This window comes from Micromonospora sp. CPCC 206061 (assembly GCF_036906915.1).
Lineage (GTDB): Bacteria > Actinomycetota > Actinomycetes > Mycobacteriales > Micromonosporaceae > Phytohabitans.
In genome coordinates this window covers 112,071-136,316 of the sequence record NZ_JBAKHX010000002.1, presented here as the reverse complement: position 1 = coordinate 136,316, position 24,246 = coordinate 112,071, and the positions used below count along the sequence as shown (strand labels likewise).

General features: G+C 70.0%; 20 protein-coding genes and 1 pseudogene. 7 read left to right on the top strand and 14 right to left on the bottom strand.

All coding sequences use genetic code 11. The annotated features are described in order from the left end of the window. Positions 1-299: 299 nt before the first annotated feature. Positions 300-617 carry a chorismate mutase gene (locus V6V89_RS02955; protein ID WP_334617341.1) on the top strand — a complete coding sequence of 106 codons (318 nt, stop codon included), beginning with the start codon at positions 300-302 and terminating at the stop codon, positions 615-617. A 230-nt stretch (positions 618-847) separates the two neighbouring features. Here V6V89_RS02955 and V6V89_RS02950 read toward each other — a convergent pair whose 3' ends face one another. The 5 genes from V6V89_RS02950 to V6V89_RS02930 form a co-directional block, all read right to left on the bottom strand. Beyond that, positions 848-1,894 carry an ABC transporter ATP-binding protein gene (locus tag V6V89_RS02950; RefSeq protein WP_334617340.1) on the bottom strand — a complete coding sequence of 349 codons (1,047 nt, stop codon included), beginning with the start codon at positions 1,892-1,894 and terminating at the stop codon, positions 848-850. Next, positions 1,887-2,924, bottom strand: a complete 1,038-nt coding sequence (locus V6V89_RS02945) for an ABC transporter ATP-binding protein (protein ID WP_442935053.1) — start codon at positions 2,922-2,924, stop codon at positions 1,887-1,889. The genes V6V89_RS02950 and V6V89_RS02945 overlap by 8 nt, the downstream gene beginning before the upstream one ends. Before the next feature lie 10 nt (positions 2,925-2,934). After that, positions 2,935-3,909, bottom strand: coding sequence for an ABC transporter permease (locus V6V89_RS02940; protein WP_334617339.1), 975 nt, complete (start codon positions 3,907-3,909; stop codon positions 2,935-2,937). Then, a complete protein-coding gene (locus tag V6V89_RS02935) occupies positions 3,902-4,828 on the bottom strand; it encodes an ABC transporter permease (protein ID WP_334617338.1) in 927 nt (308 codons plus the stop codon). Before V6V89_RS02935 ends, V6V89_RS02940 begins: the two co-directional genes overlap by 8 nt. Positions 4,829-4,975: 147 nt before the next feature. Then, positions 4,976-6,619 (bottom strand): peptide ABC transporter substrate-binding protein, encoded by a 1,644-nt coding sequence (locus V6V89_RS02930; RefSeq protein WP_334617337.1) that lies wholly within the window; start codon positions 6,617-6,619, stop codon positions 4,976-4,978. Positions 6,620-7,069: 450 nt separating this feature from the next. Here V6V89_RS02930 and V6V89_RS02925 point away from each other — a divergent pair, with 450 nt between their 5' ends. Then, on the top strand, positions 7,070-7,804 hold the full coding sequence (locus V6V89_RS02925; protein ID WP_334617336.1) for a PIG-L deacetylase family protein: 735 nt from the start codon (positions 7,070-7,072) through the stop codon (positions 7,802-7,804). Between the two features lie 129 nt (positions 7,805-7,933). Here V6V89_RS02925 and V6V89_RS02920 read toward each other — a convergent pair whose 3' ends face one another. Together V6V89_RS02920 and V6V89_RS02915 are read right to left on the bottom strand one after the other, a co-directional pair. Continuing rightward, positions 7,934-8,593, bottom strand: a complete 660-nt coding sequence (locus tag V6V89_RS02920) for a response regulator transcription factor (RefSeq protein WP_334617335.1) — start codon at positions 8,591-8,593, stop codon at positions 7,934-7,936. After that, a complete protein-coding gene (locus V6V89_RS02915; protein ID WP_334617412.1) occupies positions 8,590-9,843 on the bottom strand; it encodes an ATP-binding protein in 1,254 nt (417 codons plus the stop codon). The genes V6V89_RS02920 and V6V89_RS02915 overlap by 4 nt, the downstream gene beginning before the upstream one ends. Before the next feature lie 166 nt (positions 9,844-10,009). Here V6V89_RS02915 and V6V89_RS02910 point away from each other — a divergent pair, with 166 nt between their 5' ends. From V6V89_RS02910 to V6V89_RS02900, 3 genes are read left to right on the top strand one after another with little or no spacing between them, the layout of a single operon-like run. Then, on the top strand, positions 10,010-11,596 hold the full coding sequence (locus tag V6V89_RS02910) for a PspC domain-containing protein (RefSeq protein ID WP_334617334.1): 1,587 nt from the start codon (positions 10,010-10,012) through the stop codon (positions 11,594-11,596). Next, complete coding sequence (locus V6V89_RS02905; RefSeq protein WP_334617333.1) at positions 11,593-12,021, top strand: hypothetical protein; 429 nt, start codon at positions 11,593-11,595, stop codon at positions 12,019-12,021. Before V6V89_RS02910 ends, V6V89_RS02905 begins: the two co-directional genes overlap by 4 nt. 21 nt (positions 12,022-12,042) lie before the next feature. Further along, a complete protein-coding gene (locus V6V89_RS02900; protein ID WP_334617332.1) occupies positions 12,043-13,275 on the top strand; it encodes a phosphatidylserine decarboxylase in 1,233 nt (410 codons plus the stop codon). A 609-nt stretch (positions 13,276-13,884) separates the two neighbouring features. On the opposite strand, the gene V6V89_RS02895 is transcribed toward V6V89_RS02900, so the two are convergent. The 3 genes from V6V89_RS02895 to V6V89_RS02885 all read right to left on the bottom strand — a co-directional run bounded on the left by V6V89_RS02895 (position 13,885) and on the right by V6V89_RS02885 (position 16,851). Continuing rightward, positions 13,885-14,727: a CDP-alcohol phosphatidyltransferase family protein gene (locus tag V6V89_RS02895; protein WP_334617411.1), complete on the bottom strand. Its 843-nt coding sequence runs from the start codon at positions 14,725-14,727 to the stop codon at positions 13,885-13,887. 246 nt (positions 14,728-14,973) lie between these two features. Then, positions 14,974-15,897 (bottom strand): NUDIX hydrolase, encoded by a 924-nt coding sequence (locus V6V89_RS02890; protein ID WP_334617331.1) that lies wholly within the window; start codon positions 15,895-15,897, stop codon positions 14,974-14,976. Positions 15,898-15,906: 9 nt separating this feature from the next. After that, positions 15,907-16,851 carry an NUDIX hydrolase gene (locus V6V89_RS02885; RefSeq protein WP_334617330.1) on the bottom strand — a complete coding sequence of 315 codons (945 nt, stop codon included), beginning with the start codon at positions 16,849-16,851 and terminating at the stop codon, positions 15,907-15,909. 145 nt (positions 16,852-16,996) lie between these two features. Between V6V89_RS02885 and V6V89_RS02880 the strand changes: the two are divergent. Then, positions 16,997-17,218: pseudogene (locus tag V6V89_RS02880) on the top strand (PspC domain-containing protein); the annotation flags it as partial. An 84-nt stretch (positions 17,219-17,302) separates the two neighbouring features. On the opposite strand, the gene guaA reads toward V6V89_RS02880, so the two are convergent. Next, complete coding sequence (gene guaA / locus V6V89_RS02875; RefSeq protein ID WP_334617329.1) at positions 17,303-18,856, bottom strand: glutamine-hydrolyzing GMP synthase; 1,554 nt, start codon at positions 18,854-18,856, stop codon at positions 17,303-17,305. Positions 18,857-18,867: 11 nt separating this feature from the next. Further along, a complete protein-coding gene (locus V6V89_RS02870; protein WP_334617328.1) occupies positions 18,868-20,550 on the bottom strand; it encodes a GMC family oxidoreductase in 1,683 nt (560 codons plus the stop codon). Positions 20,551-20,613: 63 nt separating this feature from the next. On the opposite strand from V6V89_RS02870, the gene V6V89_RS02865 reads away from it, so the two are divergent. Then, positions 20,614-21,705 (top strand): LCP family protein, encoded by a 1,092-nt coding sequence (locus tag V6V89_RS02865; protein ID WP_334617327.1) that lies wholly within the window; start codon positions 20,614-20,616, stop codon positions 21,703-21,705. Here V6V89_RS02865 and V6V89_RS02860 read toward each other — a convergent pair. Further along, positions 21,702-23,111 (bottom strand): M1 family metallopeptidase, encoded by a 1,410-nt coding sequence (locus V6V89_RS02860; protein WP_334617326.1) that lies wholly within the window; start codon positions 23,109-23,111, stop codon positions 21,702-21,704. The two genes, V6V89_RS02865 and V6V89_RS02860, sit on opposite strands and share 4 nt — an antisense overlap. 14 nt (positions 23,112-23,125) lie before the next feature. Next, on the bottom strand, positions 23,126-24,244 hold the full coding sequence (locus V6V89_RS02855; RefSeq protein WP_334617325.1) for a GuaB3 family IMP dehydrogenase-related protein: 1,119 nt from the start codon (positions 24,242-24,244) through the stop codon (positions 23,126-23,128). Between the last annotated feature and the right edge of the window lie 2 nt (positions 24,245-24,246).

Below are 24,246 nucleotides of genomic sequence, written 5' to 3'. Positions count from 1 at the left end.
CTTGATCAGCGGAAAGGACCTTGATCGGTGGTCTCAGGGTCTTGGTGGCGGTGCTGCGCCGATCGATCCGTGCGGTGATTTGTCCTGATCGTGAGATGGGGTTGCGGCTGGGCTTGACGCGCCGGCATACTTGCGCCGTGATCCACCACGCGCGGTTCTACTTTTACGGCTCCGGGAGTCCGGCAGCCGTAGGTCGCGCCTGATCACAAAGACCTACCAAAGCCCCGGGCTCCTGGAGTCCGGGGCTTTCGCGCTTCCGGACGCCAGGACACCGGGACCGAGACCCAGGGGAGCACCCGATGGCCACCGACGTGGCAGAGCAGCAGCCGGGCGGTCCGGCGGCCAGCGCCGAGACCGGCACCGACGCCCAGGACGCGTCCGACCGCATCACCGCGATGCGGCAGCGCATCGACGAGATCGACAACGCGCTCATCCAGCTCTGGCAGGAACGCGCCGCGCTCTCCCAGCAGGTCGGCGCCACGCGGCTGGCCTCCGGGGGTACCCGGCTGGTGCTCTCCCGGGAGCGGGAGATCCTGGACCGCTTCCGCGCCGCGCTCGGGGCCGACGGCACGCAGCTCGCGCTGCTCGTCCTCCGCGCCGGCCGCGGTCCCCTCTAGGCCCGCCGCGCCGCAGCCGGCGCTCGCCGATCAAGGGCCTTTCCCACGATCAAGGGCAAATGCACGTGGATCGGAGATCAAACCACGTGCATTTGCCCTTGATCGACGGACGTCGCGGCCGCACCCGACGGACGGCGCGGCCGCACCCGACGGGCGAGCGCGGCCGCACCCGACGGGCGAGCGCGGGTGCGGCCGGCGGGCGAGCGCGCGGGGTGCGGCTCGCCGCGTCGCTACAGCGTGCGGGTCGGGAGGTCGGTCAGCCCGCTTGCCTCGTGGGTCGCCACGATCTCGCGCTTCTCCGCGAAGTGGCAGGCGCTCGGGTGGTCGGAGCCGCTGCGCACCACGAGCTCCGGCACCTCCTTGGCGCAGACGTCCTGCGCCTTCCAGCAGCGGGTGCGGAACCGGCAGCCCGAGGGCGGGTTGGCGGGGCTCGGCACGTCGCCGGTGAGCCGGATGATCGCCTTGGTCTCGCGACTACTCGGGTCGGGCACCGGCACCGCCGACAGCAACGCCTGGGTGTACGGGTGCGTCGGCCGTTCGTAGATCTCGTCTTCGGTGCCGATCTCGACCATCTTGCCCAGGTACATCACGGCGACCCGGTCGGAGAGGTGGCGCACCACCGACAGGTCGTGTGCGATGAAGATGTACGACAGGCCGAACTCGTCCTGGAGCTTCTCCAGCAGGTTCATCACCTGGGCCTGGATCGACACGTCCAGCGCGCTGACCGGCTCGTCACAGACGATGATCTCCGGACGCAGGGCCAGAGCACGGGCGATGCCGATGCGCTGCCGCTGCCCGCCGGAGAACTGGTGCGGGTACCGGTTGATGTGCTCCGGGTTGAGCCCCACGACCTCGAGCAGATCCTGGACCTTCTGCCGCCGGCTGCTCTTTGGCGCCACGTCCGGGTGGATCTCGAAGGGCTCGCCGATCAGGTCACCGACCGTCATGCGCGGGTTCAGTGACGTGTACGGGTCCTGCATGACGAGCTGGATGTTGCGCCGCAGCCGCCGCAGCCCCGAGCCGCTCAACCCGTAGATGTCCTGGCCGTTGAACTTCACGCTGCCGGCGGTGGGCTTCTCCAGGCGCATGAGCACCCGGGCGAGCGTCGACTTGCCGCAGCCGGACTCGCCCACCACGCCGAGCGTCTCGCCCTTGCGCAGGTTGAACGAGACCCCGTCGACCGCCTGAACGTGGCCGATCGTCTTCTTGAACACCACGCCGCGGGTGACCGGGTAGTACTTGACCAGGTCTCTGACCTCAAGGACGCTTTCAGTCACGGCTCACCAGATCCTGAGCGAAGTGGCAGGCACTGGCCCGGGTGGGGCCGAGCTGCAGCAACGGCGGCACCTTCTCCGCGCAGACAGGCTGCGCCATGGGGCACCGTGGGTGGAATGGGCAGCCGGACGGGATGCGCAGCAGGCTCGGCGGAAGCCCCTTGATCGTCCGGAGCTGCTGGCCCTTTTCGTTGATGCGCGGGATCGACTCGATCAGTCCCAGCGTGTATGGGTGCGCGGGCTTGGCGTACAGCTCGACGACGTCCGCGTCCTCGACGATCCGGCCGGCGTACATGACCGCGATCCGGTCGGCGACGTCGGCCACCACGCCCAGGTCGTGCGTGATGAGGATGAGCCCCATCTGCCGTTCCTGCTGGAGCTCGGCGAGCAGGTCCATGATCTGCGCCTGCACCGTCACATCGAGCGCGGTGGTCGGCTCGTCGGCGATCAGCACCTCTGGGTCCAGCGCGAGCGACATCGCGATCATGACGCGCTGCCGCATGCCGCCCGAGAACTGGTGCGGGTACTCGTTGATCCGCTGTTTGGCGTTGGGGATCTGGACTTGATCGAGCATCTCGGCGGCGCGCTTCTTAGCGTCGCCCCGGCTCATGCCCCGCCGGATGCGGAACTGCTCGGCGATCTGGAACCCGACGGTGAAGACCGGGTTGAGCGCCGACAGCGCGTCCTGGAACACCATCGCGATGCCCTCGCCGCGGATGCGGCGCCGCTCCTCGGCCGACATCTTGAGCATGTCGCGGCCGTGGAACCGGATCTCGCCGCCGGTGACGAAGCCGGGCGGGGTGTCCAGGATGCCCATGATGGTCTGGGCGGTCACGCTCTTGCCGGAGCCCGACTCACCCAGCACGGCCAGCGTCTCACCGGCGTCGACGTGATACGTGACGCCGTTGATGACCTTGGCCACGCCGTCCCGGGTGCGGAACTCCACGCGCAGGTCTTCGACCTCGAGCAGCCGGCCGCTGGGGTGCCCGGCGGCCGCCGCTTCGGGCTGTTCGGATACGAACACGTTGGACAAGTGAGGTCTCCTACCGGAGCTTCGGGTCAAGGGCCTCGCGTACCGCCTCGCCGAGCATCACGAAGCTCAGCACGGCGGTGACAAGGAACGCGGCCGGGAACAGCAGCCAGTACGGCGCGACCCGGAGGTAGTTCTGGGACTCGTTGATGATCACGCCCCAGGAGACCACCGGGGACTGGAGGCCAACGCCCAGGAACGAGAGCGTCGCCTCCGCGCCGATGAACGCGCCGACCAGGATCGTGGCGTAGACCAGCACGGGCGCGAGACAGTTCGGGATCAGGTGTTTGAAGATGATCCGGCTGTTGCTCGCGCCGAGCGCCCTGGCCGCCAGGATGTAATCCGCTTGCTTGGTGGCCAGCACGGAGGATCGCATGATCCGCATGGACACCGGCCAGACCAGGGTGATCAGCGCGATGATCACGAGCATCATGATCTTGAACTCGCCACGGCGGCCCCCTGGCGTGTTGAAGGTGAAGAGGATCACGATCGCGCCGAGCACGAACGGAATGCCGAAGAACACGTCCGCGAGCCGCGAGAGGAGCGCGTCGAGCCAGCCGCCCCAGTAGCCTGCGATCACACCTACCAGGCTGCCCAAAAACACGGTGCCAAGCGTCGCGGTCACAGCCACCACGATCGACGCTCGGGCACCGTGGATGGTGCGGGCATAGATGTCCTGCCCTTGGATGTCGTATCCGAACCAACCCTGCCCGGCCGGGCCCTCCAGGCTGCGACCCAGGTCGCTGTCGGTCGGGTCGACCGATGTGAAGAGCTGCGGGACGATGGCCATCAGCAGGAAGAGCACGATGAAACTGGCAGAGATCCAGAAAAGGGGCTTGCGCCGCAGGTCGTACCAGGCGTCGCCGAGCAGGCCGCGCGGCTTGTCACGCTGCGGAGCCGGTGCCTCAGGCGCGGGTGCGGCGTCGGCCACCAAGCCGGGCTGCTCGTTCGGCGAGGTCGTGAGGGAGCCGGACGTGGGATCACTCATAGCGAATCCTCGGGTCGAGAGCGGCGTAGAGCAGGTCGACCAGAAGGTTCATCAGCAGGTAGACCATCACCAGGACGACCACGATGCCGACGACGGTCGCGCCTTCTTTGGTAACGATAGCCCTGTACACCTCACGGCCGATCCCGTTGATGCCGAAGATCCCCTCCGTCACGATCGCACCGCCCATGAGCGAGCCGAGGTCGGTGCCTAGGAAGGTGATCACCGGGATCAGCGAGTTGCGCAGCAGATGCACTCCCACCACACGACGCCGGGGCAGGCCCTTGGCCACCGCCGTGCGCACGTAGTCGGCGCGCTGGTTCTCCGCGATGCTGGTGCGGGTGAGGCGGGCGACGTACGCCATCGAGATGCTGCCGAGCACGAAGCCGGGCACGATCAACTGCGAGATCGGCGCGTCGCTGGACACCGTCGGGGTGATGATCTTCCACTGGACACCCAGCAGGAACTGGAGCACGAAGCCGGTGACGAACGTGGGGATGGCGACCAGGAAGAGCGTGGAGACCAGCACCAGGTTGTCGAGGAACCCGTTGCGACGCAGGCCGGACAGCACACCGGCGGTGAGGCCGATAGCGGCCTCGATCGTGAGGGCCACGAGCGCGAGCTTGAGGGTGTTCGGGTACGCCGCGGCGATGATCTCGCCGATCTCGCGGCCGCCGAAGGTCTGGCCGAAGTCGCCGGTGAGCAGGTTCGCCATGTAGTGGAAGTACTGCACCGGGAGCGGATCGTCCAAGTGGTACTTATCAGTCATGAACTGGACGTACGAGTCCGGGCAGGCACGTTCACCGCATTTCCCGGCGAACGGGTCGCCCGGAACAGACCAGACCAGCCAGTAGATCAGGATCGTGGTCCCGAAGAACACCGGGATCAGTTGGAGTAGCCGTCTCAACACGTAACGGCCCATGGGGTCCTCCAGACAGCGGCGTCGTGGGTTGACGCCCGGACACGGGGAGCGCGGCGGCGTATCAGGGGGTGCGATACGCCACGAATGTACGGGCCCGGGTCCGGCCTACCTGATGGTAGGCCGGACCCGGGGTGGAACCTGTATGGGCTAGGCCAGCGAAACGGTCGACAGGTCGATGGACCCGACGTTGTTCGCCTTCACGCCGGTCACCTTGCTCGACGTGCCGGACTGCTGCACCACCGACACGATCGGGATCGACGGCACCTCCTGGTCGACGATCTTCATCGCCTCAGCGAACTTGGCGTACGCCGCGTCCTCTGTCGGCGACGCCGCGCCCTCCTTGTAGAGCCGGTCGACCTCGGGGTTGCTGTACAGACCGTCGTTCGACGAGCCGCCGGTGACGTACAGCGGACCGAACCAGTTCTCCGCGCTGGGGAAGTCCTCCTGCCAGCCGGCACGGTACGGGCCGGTCATCTTGCGCCCGTTGATGTTCTGGCGGAAGACCGCGAAGGTGGGGACACCCTCGGCACGGACGTTGATGCCCAGCGTCGACTTGATGCTGTTGGCGGCCGCCTCCATCCACTCCTTGTGGCTGGCGTCGGCGTTGTAGTACAGCACCAGCTCACCGGTGAAGCCACCGGCCTGCTGGAGGAGCTGCTTGGCCTCGTCCGGCTTGTACTCGCACACGGTGCAGGTGAAGCCCTCGCCACCCGGTGCACCCGGACGCGCCCAGCTCGTCGCCGGCTTGCGGGTGTTGAAGAAGATCTTCTCCGCGATCTCCTGCCGGTTGATCGCGAGCGAGATCGCCTTACGCAGGTCGGCGTTCTTGAACTTCGGGTCGTAGATCGGGAACGCGATGAGCTGCATCACCGGGATGTCGACCTCCAGGGCACGGTCGCCCAGGTCGCTCTTCCACTTGTCACCAGCGAGGGCCGAGACCGGGATCTGCTGCATGTAGTCAAGGTTGCCCGCCAGCAGGTCGGCGTAGGCCGCCGTGTCCTCCTGGTAGAGCTTGACGGTCACGTCCTTGATCTTGACCTTGTCCTCGAGCGTGTAGTCGTCGAAGCGGGTCAGTTTGATCTCGACGTTGTCGGTCCACGACACGAACTTGACCGGGCCGTTGCCGATCGGGTTCTTGCCAAAGGCCTCCATGCCCTGCGTGAAGAACACGTCGGGCATCGGGTAGTAGGCGCTGTAGCCGAGCTTGGTCGGGAAGATCGAGAACGGCGCGGCCAGCTTCACCGTGAAGGTGTGGTCGTCGACGATCGCGAGGCCCGACATCTTGTCGGTCTTCGGCTGCGGCGCCTTCTGCGGGCCGTCGCCGTCCGGGTCCTCGGTGTGCACGTCGGCGAAGCCCTCGATGTCGCTGAAGAAGCTGCCGTTCTGCACGCCGTTGGGCGAGTACGCCGCGAAGTTCCAGGCGTCGACGAAGTTCTTCGACTTCACCTCGGTGCCGTCGTGGAACTTCGTGCCCTTCTTGAGCTTGATGGTGTAGTTCTGCGAGTCGGTCGTCTCGATCGACTCCGCGAGCGCGTTCTTGGGGTCGCCGCCACCAGCCGGGTACACGACCAAGCCGGTCCAGAGGAAGTCGAGGATGTCGCCGCCGCCGGTCTCGGTGGTGTTCGCCGGGACGAGGCCAACCTCCGGCTGAGTGCCGTCGATGGTGATGGCGCCGGTCGCGGTCTTGTCGTCGTCGCCGCCGGTGTCGTCGTCTCCGCCACCGCAGCCTGCCACGACGAGCGCGACAGCCGCGGTTAGCGCGACGACGCTCGCACGCTTCGAGCCTCTCATTTGTTCAGGGCCTCCCTTGATGTTCTTGCTGGGTCTTCCTCGTGTGAATCGCTCAGCTACGGTTCGGTGCCGGCCAGCAGCCGCGACCCGCCATCCGGTCAGGACGCTACAACCGCGCTTCTGGCCGAGTCCTGGCAGGTCGGTAATCGCTCAAACAGGCCATTACCACCGCCGACGCGCAGGACGCCAGGGGGCTCCTTTGTCACGAACAGCCTTGAGTGCGGCGTACGCGAGCATGACCATGCCTCCTGGGCGCTGGTGCGGGGCGGGTGAGGTGCTGACACTGTGACACCACCTGCCCAGCATCGTGAAGGAGCGTTATCAACCCGATATTCGCCCGGGACGCGCCTGATACTGAGTAAAGATCGCGTTTCGATGTGATCAAAAACCTCTGACCTGCGATTTTGTCGTGCACTCGATCGGCACTGATGCGACGTACCATCGGTTGTCGTGACGTTTCCCCCCTCCGCGCCAGTACTCTCCGACGTCCACCGGGTACTTGCCGTATTTGCCCATCCCGACGATGTGGACTTCGGATCGGCCGGCACGGTGGCCGCCTGGATCAAGGCAGGCATCGAGGTCACATACCTGATCGCGACCCGCGGCGACGCCGGCGGCTTCGATGACACACCGCGCGACCAGATGCCGCTGCTCAGGGAAAAGGAGCAGCGCGCGGCGGCAGCCGTCGTCGGCGTAGAGCACGTCGAGTTCCTCGACGGGTACGCCGACGGCACGGTCACGCCGTCGCTGGCCCTGCGCCGCGACATCACGGCCGCGATCCGACGGTGGCGGCCGGATCGCGTGCTGACCAGCTCGCCGCTGCGCCGCTGGGAGCGCATCGCCGGGCCGAGCCACCCCGACCACCTCGCCGTCGGCGAGGCCACCACCTGCGCCATATACCCCGACGCACGCAACCCCTTCGCGCATCCCGAGCTGATGCGCGAAGGCCTGCAGCCGTGGGTGGTCCGGGAGATCTGGTACTCCGGAGGGCCGGATCCAGACCACGTCGTCGACGTCACGCAGGAGTACCCGCGCAAGCTGGCTGCCCTGCGCGAGCATGTTTCCCAGACCGCGCACCTGGACCTCGACGGAGTCTTGCGCGCCCGGATGGCTGCCACGGCCGAGGCCGGCGGCTTGCCGCCCGGCCGCCTGGCGGAGGCCTACACCGTTTTGTCAACTTCATGATCAGGGCGTCCTTCTAGTAACCCGAACCGGAATTCGGGTCATTCGCGGTCGTTGGTCGCCACGGCTCCTAGCTGGAGCCGAAGGCGGCCCTTATGACTTGAAGGACGCTCTGATCTTGGGAAATGGATGCTAGACCAAGCGCCGATCTGCGGCCCAGCGTGAAAGCTCGTACCGGTTCGACATCTGGAGCTTGCGCAGGACGTTGGACACGTGCGTCTCCACCGTCTTGATGGAGATGAACAGCTCCTTGGCGATCTCCTTGTACGCGTACCCGCGGGCGAGCAGCCGCAGCACCTCGCGCTCGCGATTGGTGAGCTGGTCGAGCTCCGGGTCCGCCACCGGCGTGTCCGGCCGCGCGGCGAACGCGTCCAGCACGAACCCTGCCAGCCGAGGGCTGAACACCGCGTCACCGTCGGCCACCCGCCGCACCGCGTTGGCCAGCTCGTCCGGGGAGATCGTCTTGGTGACGTAGCCGCGGGCGCCGGCGCGGATCAGGCCGATCACATCTTCGGCCGCGTCGGAGACCGAAAGCGCGAGGAAGCGCACCTGCGGATGGGTACGCCGCACCGAGTCGAGCACCGCCCGGCCGCCCCCATCCGGCATGTGCACGTCGAGGAGCACCACGTCGGGCTCGAGCGCGCCGATCCGGGTCACCGCCTCGCCCACCGTGCTCGCCTCACCCACGACGTCGACGTGCACCCCCAGCTCGGCGCGGACGCCGGCCCGGAACATCGCGTGGTCGTCGACGAGGAACACGCGCAAGCGTCCCCGTGCCTCCGTGTCCGTCATTGCGCATCCTTCCCCACGGCGAGGCTGTCCTTCGCTGTTGGCAAGAACAGCCGCACCTCCGTCCCGCTGCCGGGCTCGCTGATGATGGTCGCGCGGCCGCCGTGGCGCTGCATCCGCCCGATGATGGAACCACGAACGCCGTGCCGGTGGTCCTCCACGGTGGACGGATCGAATCCGGCACCCCGGTCGCGCACGAACACGCTCAACTGATCGGGTTCCACCTCGGCGTACAGCGAGACGCTCTGCACCTTGGCGTGCCGGGCCGCGTTGACCAGCGCCTCGCGGGCCGCGGCCACCAAGGCGCCGACCCTCTCGTCGGTCTCCCGGTCGCCCACCACGACCGTCTCCACCGTGATCGCGTACGTGTCTTCGACCTCGGCCGCCGCCTGCTCCAGCGCGGCGGCCAACCGCTCGGTCGGCGAGGCCACCGGCTTGTACAGCCAGCTGCGCAGGCTGCGCTCCTGCCCTCGGGCCAGCCGCTGCACGACCTTGACGTCGGCGGCGTTGCGCTGGATGAGCGCCAGCGTATGCAGCACCTGGTCGTGCACCATCGCGGCCAGTTCGGCGCGCTCCTGCTCGCGGATGCGTCCCTCGCGCTCGGCGCGGAGCTGGTTGTAGGTGCGCCACAGCACCGGCCCGGCCACGACGGCCACACCCGCTAGCCCGACGAGCGCGAACATGATGCCGTTGATCACCGCGTCGAAGTTCTCCGCCGGGGAGTACACGGCGACCACGCCGATGATGCCGACGGAGACCAGCACGCCACCGCCGATGAACCGGAGCAGGAACGCCCGGCGGTCGCTCTCCGCCACCACGGCGCCCAGCCACGGCACCTGCGGCATCGTCTCGCTCCACTGCCGGCGACGCTCGGGGTCGGCCTCGTGCCAGATGATGCCCGCGCCCACCGCGATGATCGCGACCAGCCAGCCGGCGGTGCCGCTCACGCCCAGCGACCCGAAGACCAGGCTCTGGAGCATGATCAGCCCCATCCCGATCGCCACGAACGGCAGCAGGTGCATGAGGTTGCGGCGCTGCGGCTCGGCCGTGCGCGGCTGAAGCGGCAGAACCGCCCAGAACGCCGAGTAGAGGAGCAGGCCCAGGCCGCTGAACGGCAGCAGCACCACGAAGGCGATGCGCACCCGCAGCACCGGAATCCCCAGGTGCCGGGCGATGCCCGACGCCACGCCGGCGACGACACGCTGGTCGCGAGCGCGGAGGAGGCGGGGCTGTTCCGCCTGGACGGTGGTGATGGCGTACTCCCTGGTCGTGGTTTCGTGGTGGCTGGCTTCGATCGTCACACGGTTTGCGCTCGCCTGACCACGGGGACGCCCCGGACATTCCACCGGAAGATCTCAGGGTGGGGTCAGGGTTGGCGCCTGAGGTTGTTCAGGCGCAGGAGCGACCAGTATTTACAGCATGACCTCCGAGCCCTCGTCCGCGCCGTTCTCCGCCGCCCAGTCCGCGGCCGGCTCGCCGCCGCCCGGCTCACCCCCAGGCCCTCCACCCGGTACGCCCGGCGGGCCTCCACCGGGGCCCCCGCCCGGGGGGTGGGAGACCGGCGAGTCCGCCGGTTTCACCACCCGGTACGGGCTCGTGCGACCGCGCCAGGGCCGATACGTGGCTGGTGTCTGCGCGGCCATCGGCCGCGCCACCAACACCGATCCGGTGCTGTGGCGCGTGCTGCTCGCGGTGCTCGGCTTCTTCGGAGGTATCGGAATCCTCGTGTACCTGGCCGCCTGGCTGGTCATCCCCGCCGACGGCGACACCGCGTCACCGGTCGAGTCGATGCTCGGCCGCGGCCGCTCCAGCATGTCGCCGTTCACCGTCATCGTTCTCGGGGTGCTCGCGGCGGTCATGTTCGGCCTGATCGTGACCGACGGGTTCCGGGCGGCGGTGCTCGGTGCGGCGGCGCTGATCGGGGTCGCACTCCTACTCAACCGCAAGCCGGGCGCCACTGCCGGCGCCGGAGGTCCGGGCGCGCCAGCCGGTCCGGACGGTCCCGGTGGGCCTGGGCCTGGTGGGCCTGTTGGCGGCCCGGCGGGCGGTCCTTCCCCAGCTGGCGCCACCGCGCAGGAGCCGGCCGCGGCAGCGGGGCCGACCGTTCCGGCGGCGAGCGCCGAGCCTCCCACCGTCACGTTCCCCATGCCCCCGGCATCGCATGCGCCGGTGCCACCAGTGCCTCCGATGCCGCCGATCCCCGTCATTCCCGCCGGGCCGTACGCCCAGCCGGCGTACACCCCGGCACCGCCGCCCCCGCCGCCTGGCGGCTACCGCCAGCCGTTCGCGCCGCACGGGCCGTACGCCGGATCTGGCCCCTACCCGCCGCAGTACGGGCCGCCGCAGTACGGGCCGCCGCCACGGCCGCCGAAACCACCCAAGCCGCCGAAGCAGCGGTCACCGCTCGGCGCAGCCACGTTCTCGCTGATCTTCGTGGCGATCGGCACGGTCGCCGCGCTGGACCTGTCCAACGTGCTCAGCGTGTCTCCGTCCGCGTACTTCGCGGCGATCCTCGTCACGGTCGCGCTCGGGCTGCTCGTCGGCGCCTGGTTCGGCCGAGCCCGCTGGCTCATCGCGCTCGGCGTCCTCGCCGCCGCCGCATTGGGCATCTCGACGATCGCCGAATCGCAGGTCAACCACTACGGCGGCACGTCCGGCAGCGACATGTACTGGAAGCCGACCACCGTGCAGGCGGTCGCCGACCGGTACGAGCACAGCCTGGGCACGGCGACGCTAGACCTGTCGCAGGTCGACTTCACCGGCCAGGAGCAGGACATCTACGTCGAACTCAACCTGGGCGAGCTGGAGGTCATCCTGCCGCCGAAGGTCGACGTAACGATCAACTCCGAGGTGAGCGCAGGCGACGCGGACGTCCTGGGCAACACGTCGAGCGGTTTCCACATCGTGCCGGCCGAGGTCGTCGACAACGGCGCCGACGGGCCGGGCGGCGGCAAGATCACCATGACGCTGAAGGTCAACGGCGGGTCGCTGGAGGTACACCGATGAAACCGCACCGCACCGACGGCGTTTCGCTGACGTTCGCGCTGATCTTCATGGCGCTGGTTGTCTGGTGGCTGCTCGCGCAGCTTTTCGAGCTGCCGCTGCCGGCCGTCGGCTGGTTCGTGGCCGGTGCGCTGATCTTCATCGGCGCGCTGGGCCTGCTCGGAGCGTTGCGTTCCGGGCGCGGCGAGCAGGCGGCACCGCCGCCACCGGCAGAGGAGCCGGTCGCGGTACCAGTCAGCGGCGTGCCCGCCGAGCTGCACGCCGACATCGTGCGCGAGCTGCTCACCGGCCCTCAGCTGCCCTACCTGCCCCCGGAGCCTTCGGTGGAGCGCACCGCCGTCCTGGAAGCGGAGCGGCCAGGGCCGGCAGAGGACGCCGTCGATCCGGCACCGCCCACTACCGCGGAGCGCGGCGAGCCCCGTGACTGAGGCACACCCTATGCTTGGCCTGTGACCCAGGTATCCGCTGCTGGTGGTGCTCGGCGCCCGCGCGCCGGCGACCGCGCCGCCCGCGCCCTCATCGCCGAACTCGCCCGGCACAACGGCCCCAAGACCGGCCTTCTCGTCGGGGTCGACGCCGGCTCCGCCGCGCTCGCCCAGATGAGCAAGGCGTTGCTGCCCGGAGACACCCTCACCGTCGTGCCGGCGGAGGCCAGCGCCGTGCGGGCGCTGCGCGACCACGTCGAAGCGCAGGGCCGGTGGGTCGCCGAGCGGGTCCGGGTCGTCGAGACCCTGGCCGAGGCCGACGCGGCCGACGTCGTGGTGATCGGTGAGCCGCTCACCGGCACCGCCGAAGAGGCCCGCGCCACGGTCGAAGGGCTGGCGAAGTACCTCGCTGAGGGCGGAGTGCTCTGCGTGGCGGCCGGCCTCACCGGTGGCGCAGCGGCCGAGCTCGACCGGCAGGGTGCCCTCTTCGGCGTCGGCACCGACGTCGTGGTGCGCAACGTGCCGCCGCTGCGGGTGCATCGGCTGCGGTTCACCCCGGCCGACGCCGCACAGGCGACCCGCGTCGCTCCCGCATACCGGCCATCTAGCGTGCCGGTGACCCGAGGCATGCACATCGACTCCAACGGCGTCGCGGCGGCCGGCATCGCGCTCAGCATCGCCGCTCTCGCCCGCGTCGCCCGCCCCAAGTCGCGGCTGTGGCTGGTGCCGGCGCTCGCAGCGGTCCCGGTCGCGGCATTCTTCCGCGACCCCGAGCGCGACGTGCCCGAAGACGAGTCCGCGGTGGTCGCGGCCAGCGACGGCAAGGTGCTGTCGGTCGAACGGCTGCGCGACGACCGGCTGGGCCCCGACGAGTTCGTGCGGATCGCGGTCTTCCTGTCGGTGCTCGACGTGCACGTCAACAGGGCACCTGTGGCAGGCAAGGTGGTCGACTACTTCGTCACCGACGGTGGGTTCGCGGCGGCGATGAAGCCGGACGCGGAGCACAACGTGGCCGCGTACACGCTGCTGGACACCGCCCACGGCCGGGTCGCGGTCGCGCAGCGCACCGGCCTCATCGCCCGCCGGATCGTGCAGCGCGCACCGGTAGGTGCGCTGCTCGCGAAGGGCGAGCGGTTCGGGCTGATCCGCTTCGGCTCCCGCACCGACGTGTACCTCCCCGCCGACGCCGCCGAACCCCTGGTAGCCCCCGGCGACCGCGTCCTGGGCGCCGCCACGGTAATCGCCCGCTGGCGCTAGCGCCCGCTCCCTTTCCGCCGATCAAGGGCAAATGCACGTGGTTTGATCTCTTTTCCACGTGCGTTTGCCCTTGATCGATGCGGATCTCCTTGATCGACGCGGCGGCGATCCAACTGGCTGGCGGGCGCGCCGGCCCGCTGCCTCCGGCAGCGGCGCTCGCGGCGTCGCGCGCCGCCGTAGTCGTGCTCCTGCTTCCGTGCGACTGCGCCGCGACCGTACTGGCCTCCGCCAGGGCAGCCAGTCGACACGGTCGCGGTTGCCCCAGCCAGGCGCTGCAACTTCCCCGGACTTGCGGCCTCCGCGAGGCCACGATGCAACAGCTTCCCCGAGCTTGTAATGATCAAGCGCCGCGCCCAGAAAGGCGCGAGCGCCGGCCTGCGCCTGCGGCCGCGGGCCTGCGGGTCCAGACCGGCGGGTCCAGGCCGAGGGGTCCGGACCGCGATCAAGGAAGGTCTCATCGGTCAAGGGCAAATGCACGCGGATCGGAGATCAAACCACGTGCGTTCGCCCTTGATCGGCGGCAGGAGCCGGCGGGCAGAGCGGCCCGGAGCGGCGGGCAGAGCGGCCCGGGGCGGGGCGGGAACGGGCGGTGGGTGGGTGGGTGGGTGGCTATGGGCGGCGGTGGCGGAGCCAGAGGACTGGGCCGCTTACCAGGTAGCCGCCCACGACCACGGCGAACGTCAACCGCGGGTCGACCAGCACGCCGACCACCGGCAGCAGCCACAGCCACGGCGGCAGCTTGAGGAGGCGGGCCACCTTGGCGTACGGGAAGCTGGACACCATCGCGAACGCCAGCAGCGCCACGCCGACGAGCTGCGCGGCACCCGACATCGGCAGCTCGATCAGCACACCGACGGCGAGCACGGCGGCTGCCATGGTCGTCGGTACGCCGCAGAAGAACCGCCCGTCCTTGGGCGACACGTTGAAGCGGGCCAGCCGGATGGCGGCGCAGCCGGCCACCAGTACGCAGGCCATGGCGGCCGCGGCGGTGGGCACCGTGCCGGCTAGTGAGGCGTACACGACGACCGGTGCGGCAAGGCCGAACGAGCACATGTCGGCGAGCGAATCCATCTGAGCGCCGAACGGGCTGGCGACGCCGAACCGGCGCGCGAGCAGGCCGTCAGCGCCGTCGAAGACGACGCACGCGATCAGGCAGATCGCGCCGGCGCGCACGTCACCGCGCATGGCCAGCATGATCGCCAGTAGGCCGAGCGCCAGGCTGCCGAGCGTGCAGGCGTTGACCACGGCGAACTTGAAGCGCCGGGCGGCGGTGTGCTCGCCGGGCAACAGTGGGATGGCCAGGCTGGGGGCGGGCTCGTCTGTCGCCGCTGGCGTGAGAAGCGACTCGATCTCGTCGTCGGTCAGCGGGGCGAGCTCGGGGTGAGCGGGCACGACGACTGTGGTGCCGCTGCCGGTCTCGGAGCGGCGCCGGCGGATCCCCTGGACAAACAGAACATCCCGGGCGAACGTGCCACTACGCCGTAGGCGGCCTGCCCACCGGCGCCCGGCTGGGCGCGGGCTGTCAGTCGCACGACGCCGACGCCAAGGGGCTCTCGGCACTAGTCCTCCATAACCGGCTCGGTCTGTCCGCCGCCACGGCGGCCGCCCGGTCGTAGGCGGCCTCCACCATCGCACACCACGGTCCGGCTTGGCGATAGCCGCGGACATAACTACGCAAGTCGTTCTCGACCCACCAGTCTAACCGGCCGCATCAATATCGCTCATCAATCGCGCGAGCGCCGCAGTCGCCACATCGGTCAGATCGAGCCGAGCCGCCTCTGCCGGATCGAACCAGGCCGCCCGCGCGGTCGAGCCGCCAGCCGCCTCGGTCACCACGGGTTCGGTGGGCACGTCAACGGCCACGCGGTACAGGGCTCGCACAGCGTGCCAGTCGATAGCGTACCCCTCGGGCCCGCGCGCCGCCGGGTTGCGGTGGTGGCTCACGTCGAGCAGGTCGGTGACCCGCCCCACCTGCCCGGACTCCTCTGCCAGCTCGCGCAGCAAGGCCGCCGCCGGCTGCTCGCCGTAGTCGGTGCCGCCTCCGGGCAGATGCCACCGGTCGGCGCCCGGGTACCCCGGCGCGATCAGCGTGAGCAGGATCCGGCCGGCCGGGTCGGTCGCCAGCCCGTACGCGGCGAAACGCTGGCCGCGGGTGACCCGGGACGCGGGCGGTGCGGGTGCGGTGTGTGTCGCTCCGGGCAGCGGGTCGACCGGCAGCCCGAACAGCTCGGCGGTGAACGGCATGAGCGGGAGCGCCCGCATCTCGTCCGGCGTGATCCAGGCGGCCAGGTCGGTGGTGCCGTCCGGCTCGTCGCGCAGGCTGCCCCCGGTCACGCGGACGTCGTAGACGATCCGGTCGGTGTGCTCGGCGATCCCCACGCCGGGAAGCGCCAGCACGTCGGACACCGCCGCGCGCACGCCGACCACCTCGACCGCCAGTCCGGTCTCCTCGGCGAACTCACGGACCACGCCGTCGGCCGGGTGCTCGCCGTGATCGATGCCGCCGCCGGGGACCTGCCATATCCCCGGGAACGCGGACAGGTCCGAACTGCGGGCCAGCAGGACCCGGTCACCCTCGCCGTAACAGACCCCGTACGCCGCGATCCTGCGCTTTTGCCTCACCCAGTAAGCCTAGAAACCGACAGCCCGCATGGCCTCGGCGGTGACCTCGGTGAACTCGTGCTGCCGCAACCCGGTCAGCTCGCCGCGGCTGAACCACCGCGCCTCGGACGTCGAGCCGCCCACGTCGCCCACCGTCGGCGGCAGCGGCGCGTCGACCGCCACGCGATAGAAGGCTCGGACGCCGTGCCAGTCGATCGGGTACCCCTCGGGACCGAGCGACGCCGCGTCGCGGTGGCTCGCGACGCCCAGCAGCTCGACGAGCCGCCCGCTCTGCCCGGTCTCTTCGAGCAGTTCGCGGATCAGGGCGGTGCCGGGCTGCTCGCCGTAGTCGGTGCCGCCGCCGGGCAGGTGCCAGCAGCCAGCGCCCGGGTAGCCGTCGGCGATCCGGGTCAGCAGCATCCTGCCGTCCGGGTCGGTGGCCACCGCGTACGCCGCGAAGCGCTGGGCGCGATGCAGCCCGTCAGGGCCGGGCACCGCGTAGAACGACGGGAAGTCGGGCGCCTCTTCGGGCCGCAGGTCGATCGGGCCGGCGGGCAGGCCGAGCGCGCCCGCGGTGAACGGTCGAAGCGGCAGTCCCTGGGCGGTTTCGAGGGTGTGCCAGCGGGCCAGGTCGGTCGGCTGCCCGATGCGGTCGCAGAGCGTGCCGCCCCGCACCGACACCTCGTAGATCAGGCGGTCGGTGTGGATCGTGATGCCCCGGTGTGGCAGCGCCCGCATGTCGGCGAGCACGTCGCGCAGCCCCACCACCGTCACGGAGAGCCCGGTCTCGGCGGCGGTCTCGCGCACGACGGTGTGGTTGGGGTCTTCGCCGTGATCCACTGCCCCGCCGGGAAGCGACCACACGCCCGGTGTGCCCGATTTGGGTGATGCCCGGACGAGCAGCACCTGCCCCTCGGGGCTGGTCACGACTGCGTACGCCGCGATCCGGCGAAGTGGTTCAAGGGCGGGTGTCACAGGGGGGCATTCTTCCCGAATGAGATGACAAGTCTGCGAGCACAGTCAGATTCCTGACAGATGGTCGCCCATCAGGGGGCGCTCAGGGTAAGGATCCGGGCGCTCACCGAGGTCAGTCAAGCCCTTGGAAGCGGACCGTTGAGTCATGAACGCAACGCCCCCGTACAAGGAACTCCGACGCCCGATCACCGACCGGATCATCGCAGGCGTGTGCAGCGGTCTCGGCCGCTACTTCAACGTCGACCCGGTGCTCGTCCGCGTGCTCTTCGCCTTCGCCGCAGTCGTCACCGCGGGCCTGGCCGTCATCGCGTACCCGATCATGTGGTTCCTGATGCCAGAAGAGGCGGTCGACGCCCCCGCGTGGCCGGGGTCTCCCAACTAGCTCACCTTTGGATCGCGGTTGGAGCCGTGGTCGCACACGACGGCGCTCGACCCGGATTCCGGTTCAGGTCTATTCCCACTCGATGGTGCCCGGCGGCTTGCTGGTGACGTCGAGCACCACCCGGTTGACCTCGGGCACCTCGTTGGTGATGCGGGTCGAGATCCGCGCGATCACGTCGTATGGCAGGCGCGACCAGTCGGCGGTCATGGCGTCTTCGCTGGAGACCGGCCGGAGCACGATCGGGTGGCCGTAGGTGCGGCCGTCGCCCTGCACGCCCACCGACCGCACGTCGGCGAGCAGCACCACCGGGAACTGCCACACCGACCGGTCGAGGCCCGCGGCGGTCAGCTCTTCGCGAGCGATCAGGTCGGCAGCGCGCAGCAGTTCCAGCCGGTCGCGACGGACCGCACCGATGATCCGGATGGCGAGGCCTGGCCCCGGGAACGGGTGCCGCCACACCATCGCCTCCGGCAGCCCCAGCGAAAGGCCGAGCTGGCGTACCTCGTCCTTGAAGAGGGTGCGCAGCGGCTCGACCAGGGAGAAGCGAAGGTCGTCCGGCAGGCCGCCGACGTTGTGGTGAGACTTGATGTTGGCGGTGCCGGTGCCGCCGCCGGACTCGACGACGTCGGGATACAGCGTTCCCTGTACGAGAAACTCGACGTCGCCGGCGGCGGCGACCTCACGGGCGGCGGCCTCGAAGACCCTGATGAACTCCCGCCCGATGATCTTGCGCTTTTCCTCGGGGTCGGTGACGCCCGCGAGCGCGCCAAGGAACCGGTCGGCCGCGTCGACGACCTTGAGCTTGATGCCCGTCGCGGCGACGTAGTCCTGCTCGACCTGCTCGGCCTCACCCGCGCGCAGCAGCCCATGGTCGACGAAAACGCAGGTCAGCTGGTCGCCCACCGCCTTGTGGACGAGCGCGGCGGCCACCGCCGAGTCGACGCCGCCGGAGAGCGCGCAGATGACCTCCTTGTCGCCCACCTGCTCGCGGATCGCGGCCACCTGGTCGTCGATGATGTTGCCCATCGTCCAGGTCGGCTCGATGCCGGCGATGTCGTACAGGAAGCGAGTCAGCATCTCCTGCCCGTGCGCGGTGTGCGCCACCTCGGGGTGGAACTGCACGCCGGCACGCCGGCCGGCGACGTCTTCGAACGCGGCCACCGGCACGACAGCCGTGCCGGCGGTCACCGCGAACCCGGGCGGCGCCTCGGTGACGCAGTCGCCGTGGCTCATCCACACCGGCAGCTCGGCGGGCAGGTCACGCAGCAGCACGCCGGCCTCGGGGCGCGCGGCGAGCACCGTGCCGCCGTACTCGCGGTCGCCGGTGTGGGCCACCGTGCCGCCGAGCGCCCGCGCCATCGCCTGGAAGCCGTAGCAGATGCCGAAGACCGGCACGCCCGCGTCGAAGAGCTTGGCGTCGACCTGCGGCGCGCCCGGCGCGTACACGCTCGCCGGACCGCCGGAGAGGATGATCGCTGCGGGGTCCTTCGCCAGCATCTCGGCTATCGGCATCGAGTGCGGGACGATCTCGGAGTAGACCTTCGCCTCACGCACCCGGCGGGCGATCAGCTGTGCGTACTGGGCGCCAAAATCAACAACCAGTACCGGGCGCGGTGTGCTCATGTGTGTGCAGCCTACAGGCGCAGTTCGGCGGGGGCGCCGCGTGGCACGGCCGGTGCGACGGGTGCCACGGGGGCGATCCGGCGGTACGGCTCGCCCTGCGGCGGCCGGGGATCCCGCGAGCCCTTGTTGGGCCAGAACGACATCGCCCGCTCGGCCTGCGCGGTGATGGTCAGCGAGGGATTCACCCCCAGGTTCGCGGTGACGGCAGCGCCGTCCACCACGTGCAGTCCCGGGTACCCGAAGACCCGGTGGTACGGGTCGACGACGCCCTCTGCGGCGGTGGCGCCGATCGCCGAACCGCCGAGGATGTGCGCGGTCAACGGCACGTTGAACGCCTCGGTGATCGCGCCGCCCGGCACCCCGCCGATCTCGTCGGCGAGCAGCCGCACCGCGTCGTTGCCGGCCGGGATCCAGGCCGGGTTGGGCGCGCCGTGTCCCTGCGTCGTGCGCAGCTTGCCGCGCCGGTAGTGGGTGGTGAGCGAGTTGTCGAGCGACTGCATGACCAGCGCGATCACGGTGCGCTGGGACCAGTCGCGCACCGAGAGCAGCCGCAGGTAGGTCAGTGGCCGGGCGGCCATGGTGGCGAGCCAGCGCAGCGGGCGGCGCGGCCCGCCGTCGACCAGCGCCGACTGGAGGAAGCCCATCACGTTCGAGCCCCGCCCGTACCGGACCGGCTCGATGTGGGTGTGCTCGTCGGGGTGGAACGAGCTGGTGATCGCCACGCCCTCGGTGAAGTCGACCCCGCGTCGCTTGGCGTCCGGGCGCAGCAGCGCGGCGCCGAGGATCGCCTCCGAGTTGGTACGCGTGAGCGCGCCGACCCGGGCCGACAGGTCAGGCAGGGCACCGGACTGCCGCGCCTCGTGCAGCAGCCGTTGGGTGCCGAGCGCACCGGCTGCGAAGATCACCTGGTCGGCCTCGAAGCTCCGCCTCTTCTTACGGAGCCACGCGCCCGTGCGCACGGTCTCGATCCGGTAGCCGCCGCCGGAGGGGCGGACCGCGATCGCTGTCGTGAGCGGGTGCACCTCGACGCCGATCCGCTCGGCCAGCCACAGGTAGTTCTTGACCAGCGTGTTCTTCGCGCCGTGCCGGCAGCCGGTCATGCAGGAGCCGCAGTGCAGGCAGCCGGTGCGCTCGGGCCCGGCCCCACCGAAGTAGGGATCCGCCGCGCGCTCGCCGGGACGCCCGATGTGCACGCCGACCGGTGTCGCGTGGAAGGTGTGCCCGACCCCCATCCGGTCGGCCACCGCGCGCATAGCGCGGTCCGCCGCCGTCTGGTTTGGGTACGTCGTGACGCCCAGCATCCTTTTCGCCTGGTCGTAGTAGGGGGCGAGCTCGGCGCGCCAGTCGGTGATGCCGCGCCACTGGGTGTCTTCGTAGAACGCGGGCAGCGGCTCGTAGAGCGTGTTGGCGTAGACGAGCGAACCACCGCCCACGCCCGCCCCGGAGAGCACCAGGACCCCGGCGCCCGGCTCTCCCTTGGCCGATCGCAGCATTGTGATCCGCTGGATGCCGTAGCAGCCGAGCTTCGGCGCCCACAGGAAGCGCCGGGTGCGCCAGGAGGTCTCCGGAAACTCGTCGTCGGCGAACCGGCGTCCCGCCTCCAGCACGGCGACCGAGTATCCCTTCTCGGCCAGCCGCAACGCGGCCACGCTGCCACCGAATCCGGACCCGATGACGACCACGTCATACCGCATAGGGCTCATCATTACTCACGGGTAGCTAGCACACCAGACCGCCAACGGGCACGATGCCACTCTATGACTCGACGTCGGCTGATCCTTATCGGCGCGGCGGTGCTCGCGGCCGTGGTGCTGCTCGGCGGTGGCACGGTCGCCGCCAGCTACGCGCTTCGCGACCGGTACGACGTGCCGACCGCCGACCTCTTCGGATCACCGTCGCCTTCGGAGTCCGCCAGCCCCTCCCCCACACCGAGCCCGACACCCGAGCCGGGCGCCGACATCACCGGCCCGCTCACCGTGCTGATCGTCGGCGTCGACACCCGCGAGAGCGTGCCCGGCTGGGAGCCGCACGCGGACGCCGTGACGATCCTGCACATCCCGCGCGGGCTCACGAAGGGATACCTCTTCTCCCTGCCCCGCGACCTGGTGGTCGACGTCCCGGCGTTCCCCAAGTCCGGCTACCGCGGCGGCCGCACGAAGCTCACCCACGCGATGAGCTACGGCAGCCGGCGGGGCAAGGCCAAGCCGAGCGCTGCGCAAGGGTTCCAGCTGCTCGCGCAGACGGTCAGCCGGTACACCGGCATCAAGCGCTTCGACGCCGGTGTGGTGCTCAACTTCCGCGGGTTCCGCAAGCTGGTCGACGCGGTGGGCGGCATTGACATGTACGTCGACCAGAAGGTCACCTCGATCCACCTAAACAAGAACGGCCGCGGCCTGTCGAACGGCGGCCCGCCGATGGTCTACGACGTGGGCAACCGGCACCTCAACGGCTGGCAGGCGCTGGACTACTCGCGACAGCGGTACCTGCCCGGCGGCGACTACACCCGGCAGCGCCACATCCAGCAGCTCGTCCGGGCGGTGCTGGCGAAGGTTGGGTCTCTCAACCTGGCGAAGAACCCCGTCGAGGTCGACCGTGTGCTGCGCGCTCTCGGCGACACACTCGTCTTCGACGGGCGCGGGCGGAAGCCCATCGACTTCGCGTACGCCCTCAGTGGCCTGCGCCCGCAGTCGCTGACCCTCGTCGGGCTGCCCGGCAGCGGCGTCGGCAGGGGCAGCGCGTACCGCGGCGAGCAGCTGACCGCGGAGGGCAGGAAGTTCATCTCCGAGCTGCGGGCGGGTCGCGCCGACACGTACCTGGCGGCCCACCCGAAGCTCCTCATCAGGCGCTAGCTCGGGATCTTCGGCGGGGTGGGCGACGTCAGCCACTCGTCGAAGAGGGCGCGCAGCGACTCGCCGCTCACCCGCTCGGCGACGGTGACGAAGTCGGCGGTCTGTGCGGTGCCGTTGCGCTTCTCGGCCGTCCACGTCTTGAGGATCTTGAAAAAGTCGTCGTCGCCCACGGCCAGCCGCAACGCGTGCACGGTCAGCCCGCCGCGCTTGTAGACGGCCCGGCTGAAGATCTCCGAGCGGCCCGGGTCAAGGGTCGGTTTCGACCAGTCGTCGGTCGCGTCGTACTCGGTCTGGAAGCTCTCCCGCACCGACTCGCGCCCCTGCTCCTCCGCCCACAGCCACTCGGCGTACGTGGCGAAACCCTCGTTGAGCCAGATGTCCTCCCAGCGCGCGATCGACACGCTGTCGCCGAACCACTGGTGCGCCAGCTCGTGCGCCACCACGTCGGTGTTGACGCGCTCCTTGAACCACACGTTCCCGTACACCGGCCGGGACTGCGTCTCCAGCGCGTACCCGATCCTTTCGTCGTCGACCACCACGCCGCCGTACGCGTCGAACGGGTACGGCCCGAACTGGGTCTCCAGGAAGTCGGCGATCTCGCTCGTGAACCGCATCGCCGCCTCTGCCCGGCCGTTGCGGGGCAGCGACTCGGGCACCGCCGTGACGATCGGCTTGCCGTTGTGCGTGCCGCTCACCACCCGGTACTGGCCGATCACGAGGGTCGCCAGGTAGCTCGCCATGGGCGCCTTCTCCGACCACTTCCACGTGGTCCAGCCACCGTCCTGCGTGGACCCGCCCGGTACGCCGTTGCTGAGCGCCTCCACGCCCTCCGGCACGGTGATCTCGATGTCGTACGTGGCCTTGTCGCTCGGATGGTCGTTGACCGGGAACCACGTGCTCGCCGACTCCGGCTGGCCGAGCGCGATGGCGCCGTCATCGGTGTGGATGAAGCCGCCCTCACCCAGGTCGGCGCTCTTGACCGGCTCCGGCACCCCGCCGTACCCGATCTCCACAGTGAAGTCGGCGCCCTTCGCCAGGCCCTCGCTCGGCGTGATCACCAGCTCGGTGCCATCGCGGCTGTCCTGCGCCGGCTTGCCGTCGACCGACAGCGCGGTGACCGCCAGCCCCGACAGGTCGAGGTTGAAGCGGGACAGGTCGGCCGTGGCGGTCGCCGTGATCGTGGCTGTGCCGGTCAGCTCGTCCTTCGCCGGGTCGTACCGCAGCTTGAGCGCGTACCCCCGCACGTCGTACCCGCCGTTGCCGTACTTGGGAAAGTAGGTGTCGCCAGCGCCGTCGGCGCCGGGCTGGAAGTCACGCCCGGCCGAGGACGCGGGCGCGGGGTCGCGCCCGGTACACCCAGCGAGCGTGACTAGAAGGACGGCGGCAGCGATCGGCCCACGATTCACCCAATCGAGGGTACTTACCGATCGAGCACGAGCCCGACCCGCTGAAACTCCTTCAGGTCGCGGTAACCGCACTTGGCCATCGCCCGCTTGAGCCCGCCGAACAGGTTGAGCTGCCCGTCCGGCTCGTCGGCCGGACCGTACAGCACCCTTTCCATCGACCCCAACGGGTCGCTGGACACACCGAACCCGCCGCGCGGCAGCTTCGGGTGGCTGGCCGCCGAGTGCCACCAGGCACCCGCCGCCGGCGCATCGGCTGCCAGCGACAGCGGCTCGCCCAGCATCACCGCGTCGGCGCCGCAACCGAGCGCCTTGGCGATGTCGCCCGAGGTGGAGATGTCACCGTCGGCGATCAGGTGCACGTAACGCCCGCCGGTCTCGTCGAGGTAGTCCCGCCGGGCAGCCGCCGCGTCGGCGATCGCGGTGGCCATCGGCACCCGGATGCCCAGCACCGTGTCGGTGGTCGACCACTGGTCGCCGCCGATGCCGACGATCACCCCGGCCGCGCCGGTGCGCATCAGGTGCAGCGCCGTCTTGTAGTCGGTGCAGCCACCGGCGATCACCGGCAGGTCGAGGTCGGCGATGAACTCCTTGAGGTTGAGCGGCTCGTCGTTCGTCGAGACGTGCTCGGCCGATACCAGCGTGCCCTGGATGACCAGGATGTCGACGCCGGCGTCGAGGATCACCGGGGCCAGCGCCAGCGTGTGCTGCGGCGACACGCGCACGGCGACCGTGATGCCGCCCTCGCGCATCTGGCGCACCCGCTCGGCGATCAGCTCGGGGCGGATCGGCTCGGCGTACGCCTCCTGCAGCCGCCGCGTCGTGGGCGCGTCGTCCTCGAGCGATGCCAGCTCGTCGAGCACCTTGACCGGGTCTTCGTAGCGGGTCCACAGGCCCTCGACGTTGAGCACGCCGAGGCCGCCCAACTGCCCGAGCGTCACGGCCGTCGCCGGGCTCATGGTCGCGTCGGACGGGTGCGCGACGCAGGGGATCTGAAACTGGTACGCGTCGAGCTGCCAGGCCGTGGACACGTCGTCCACGTCTCGGGTGCGCCGGCTCGGCACGATTGCTATGTCGTCAAGGTGGTAGCCGCGCTGCGCGGTCTTACCCAACCCGATCTCGACCACGTCTCGCACGC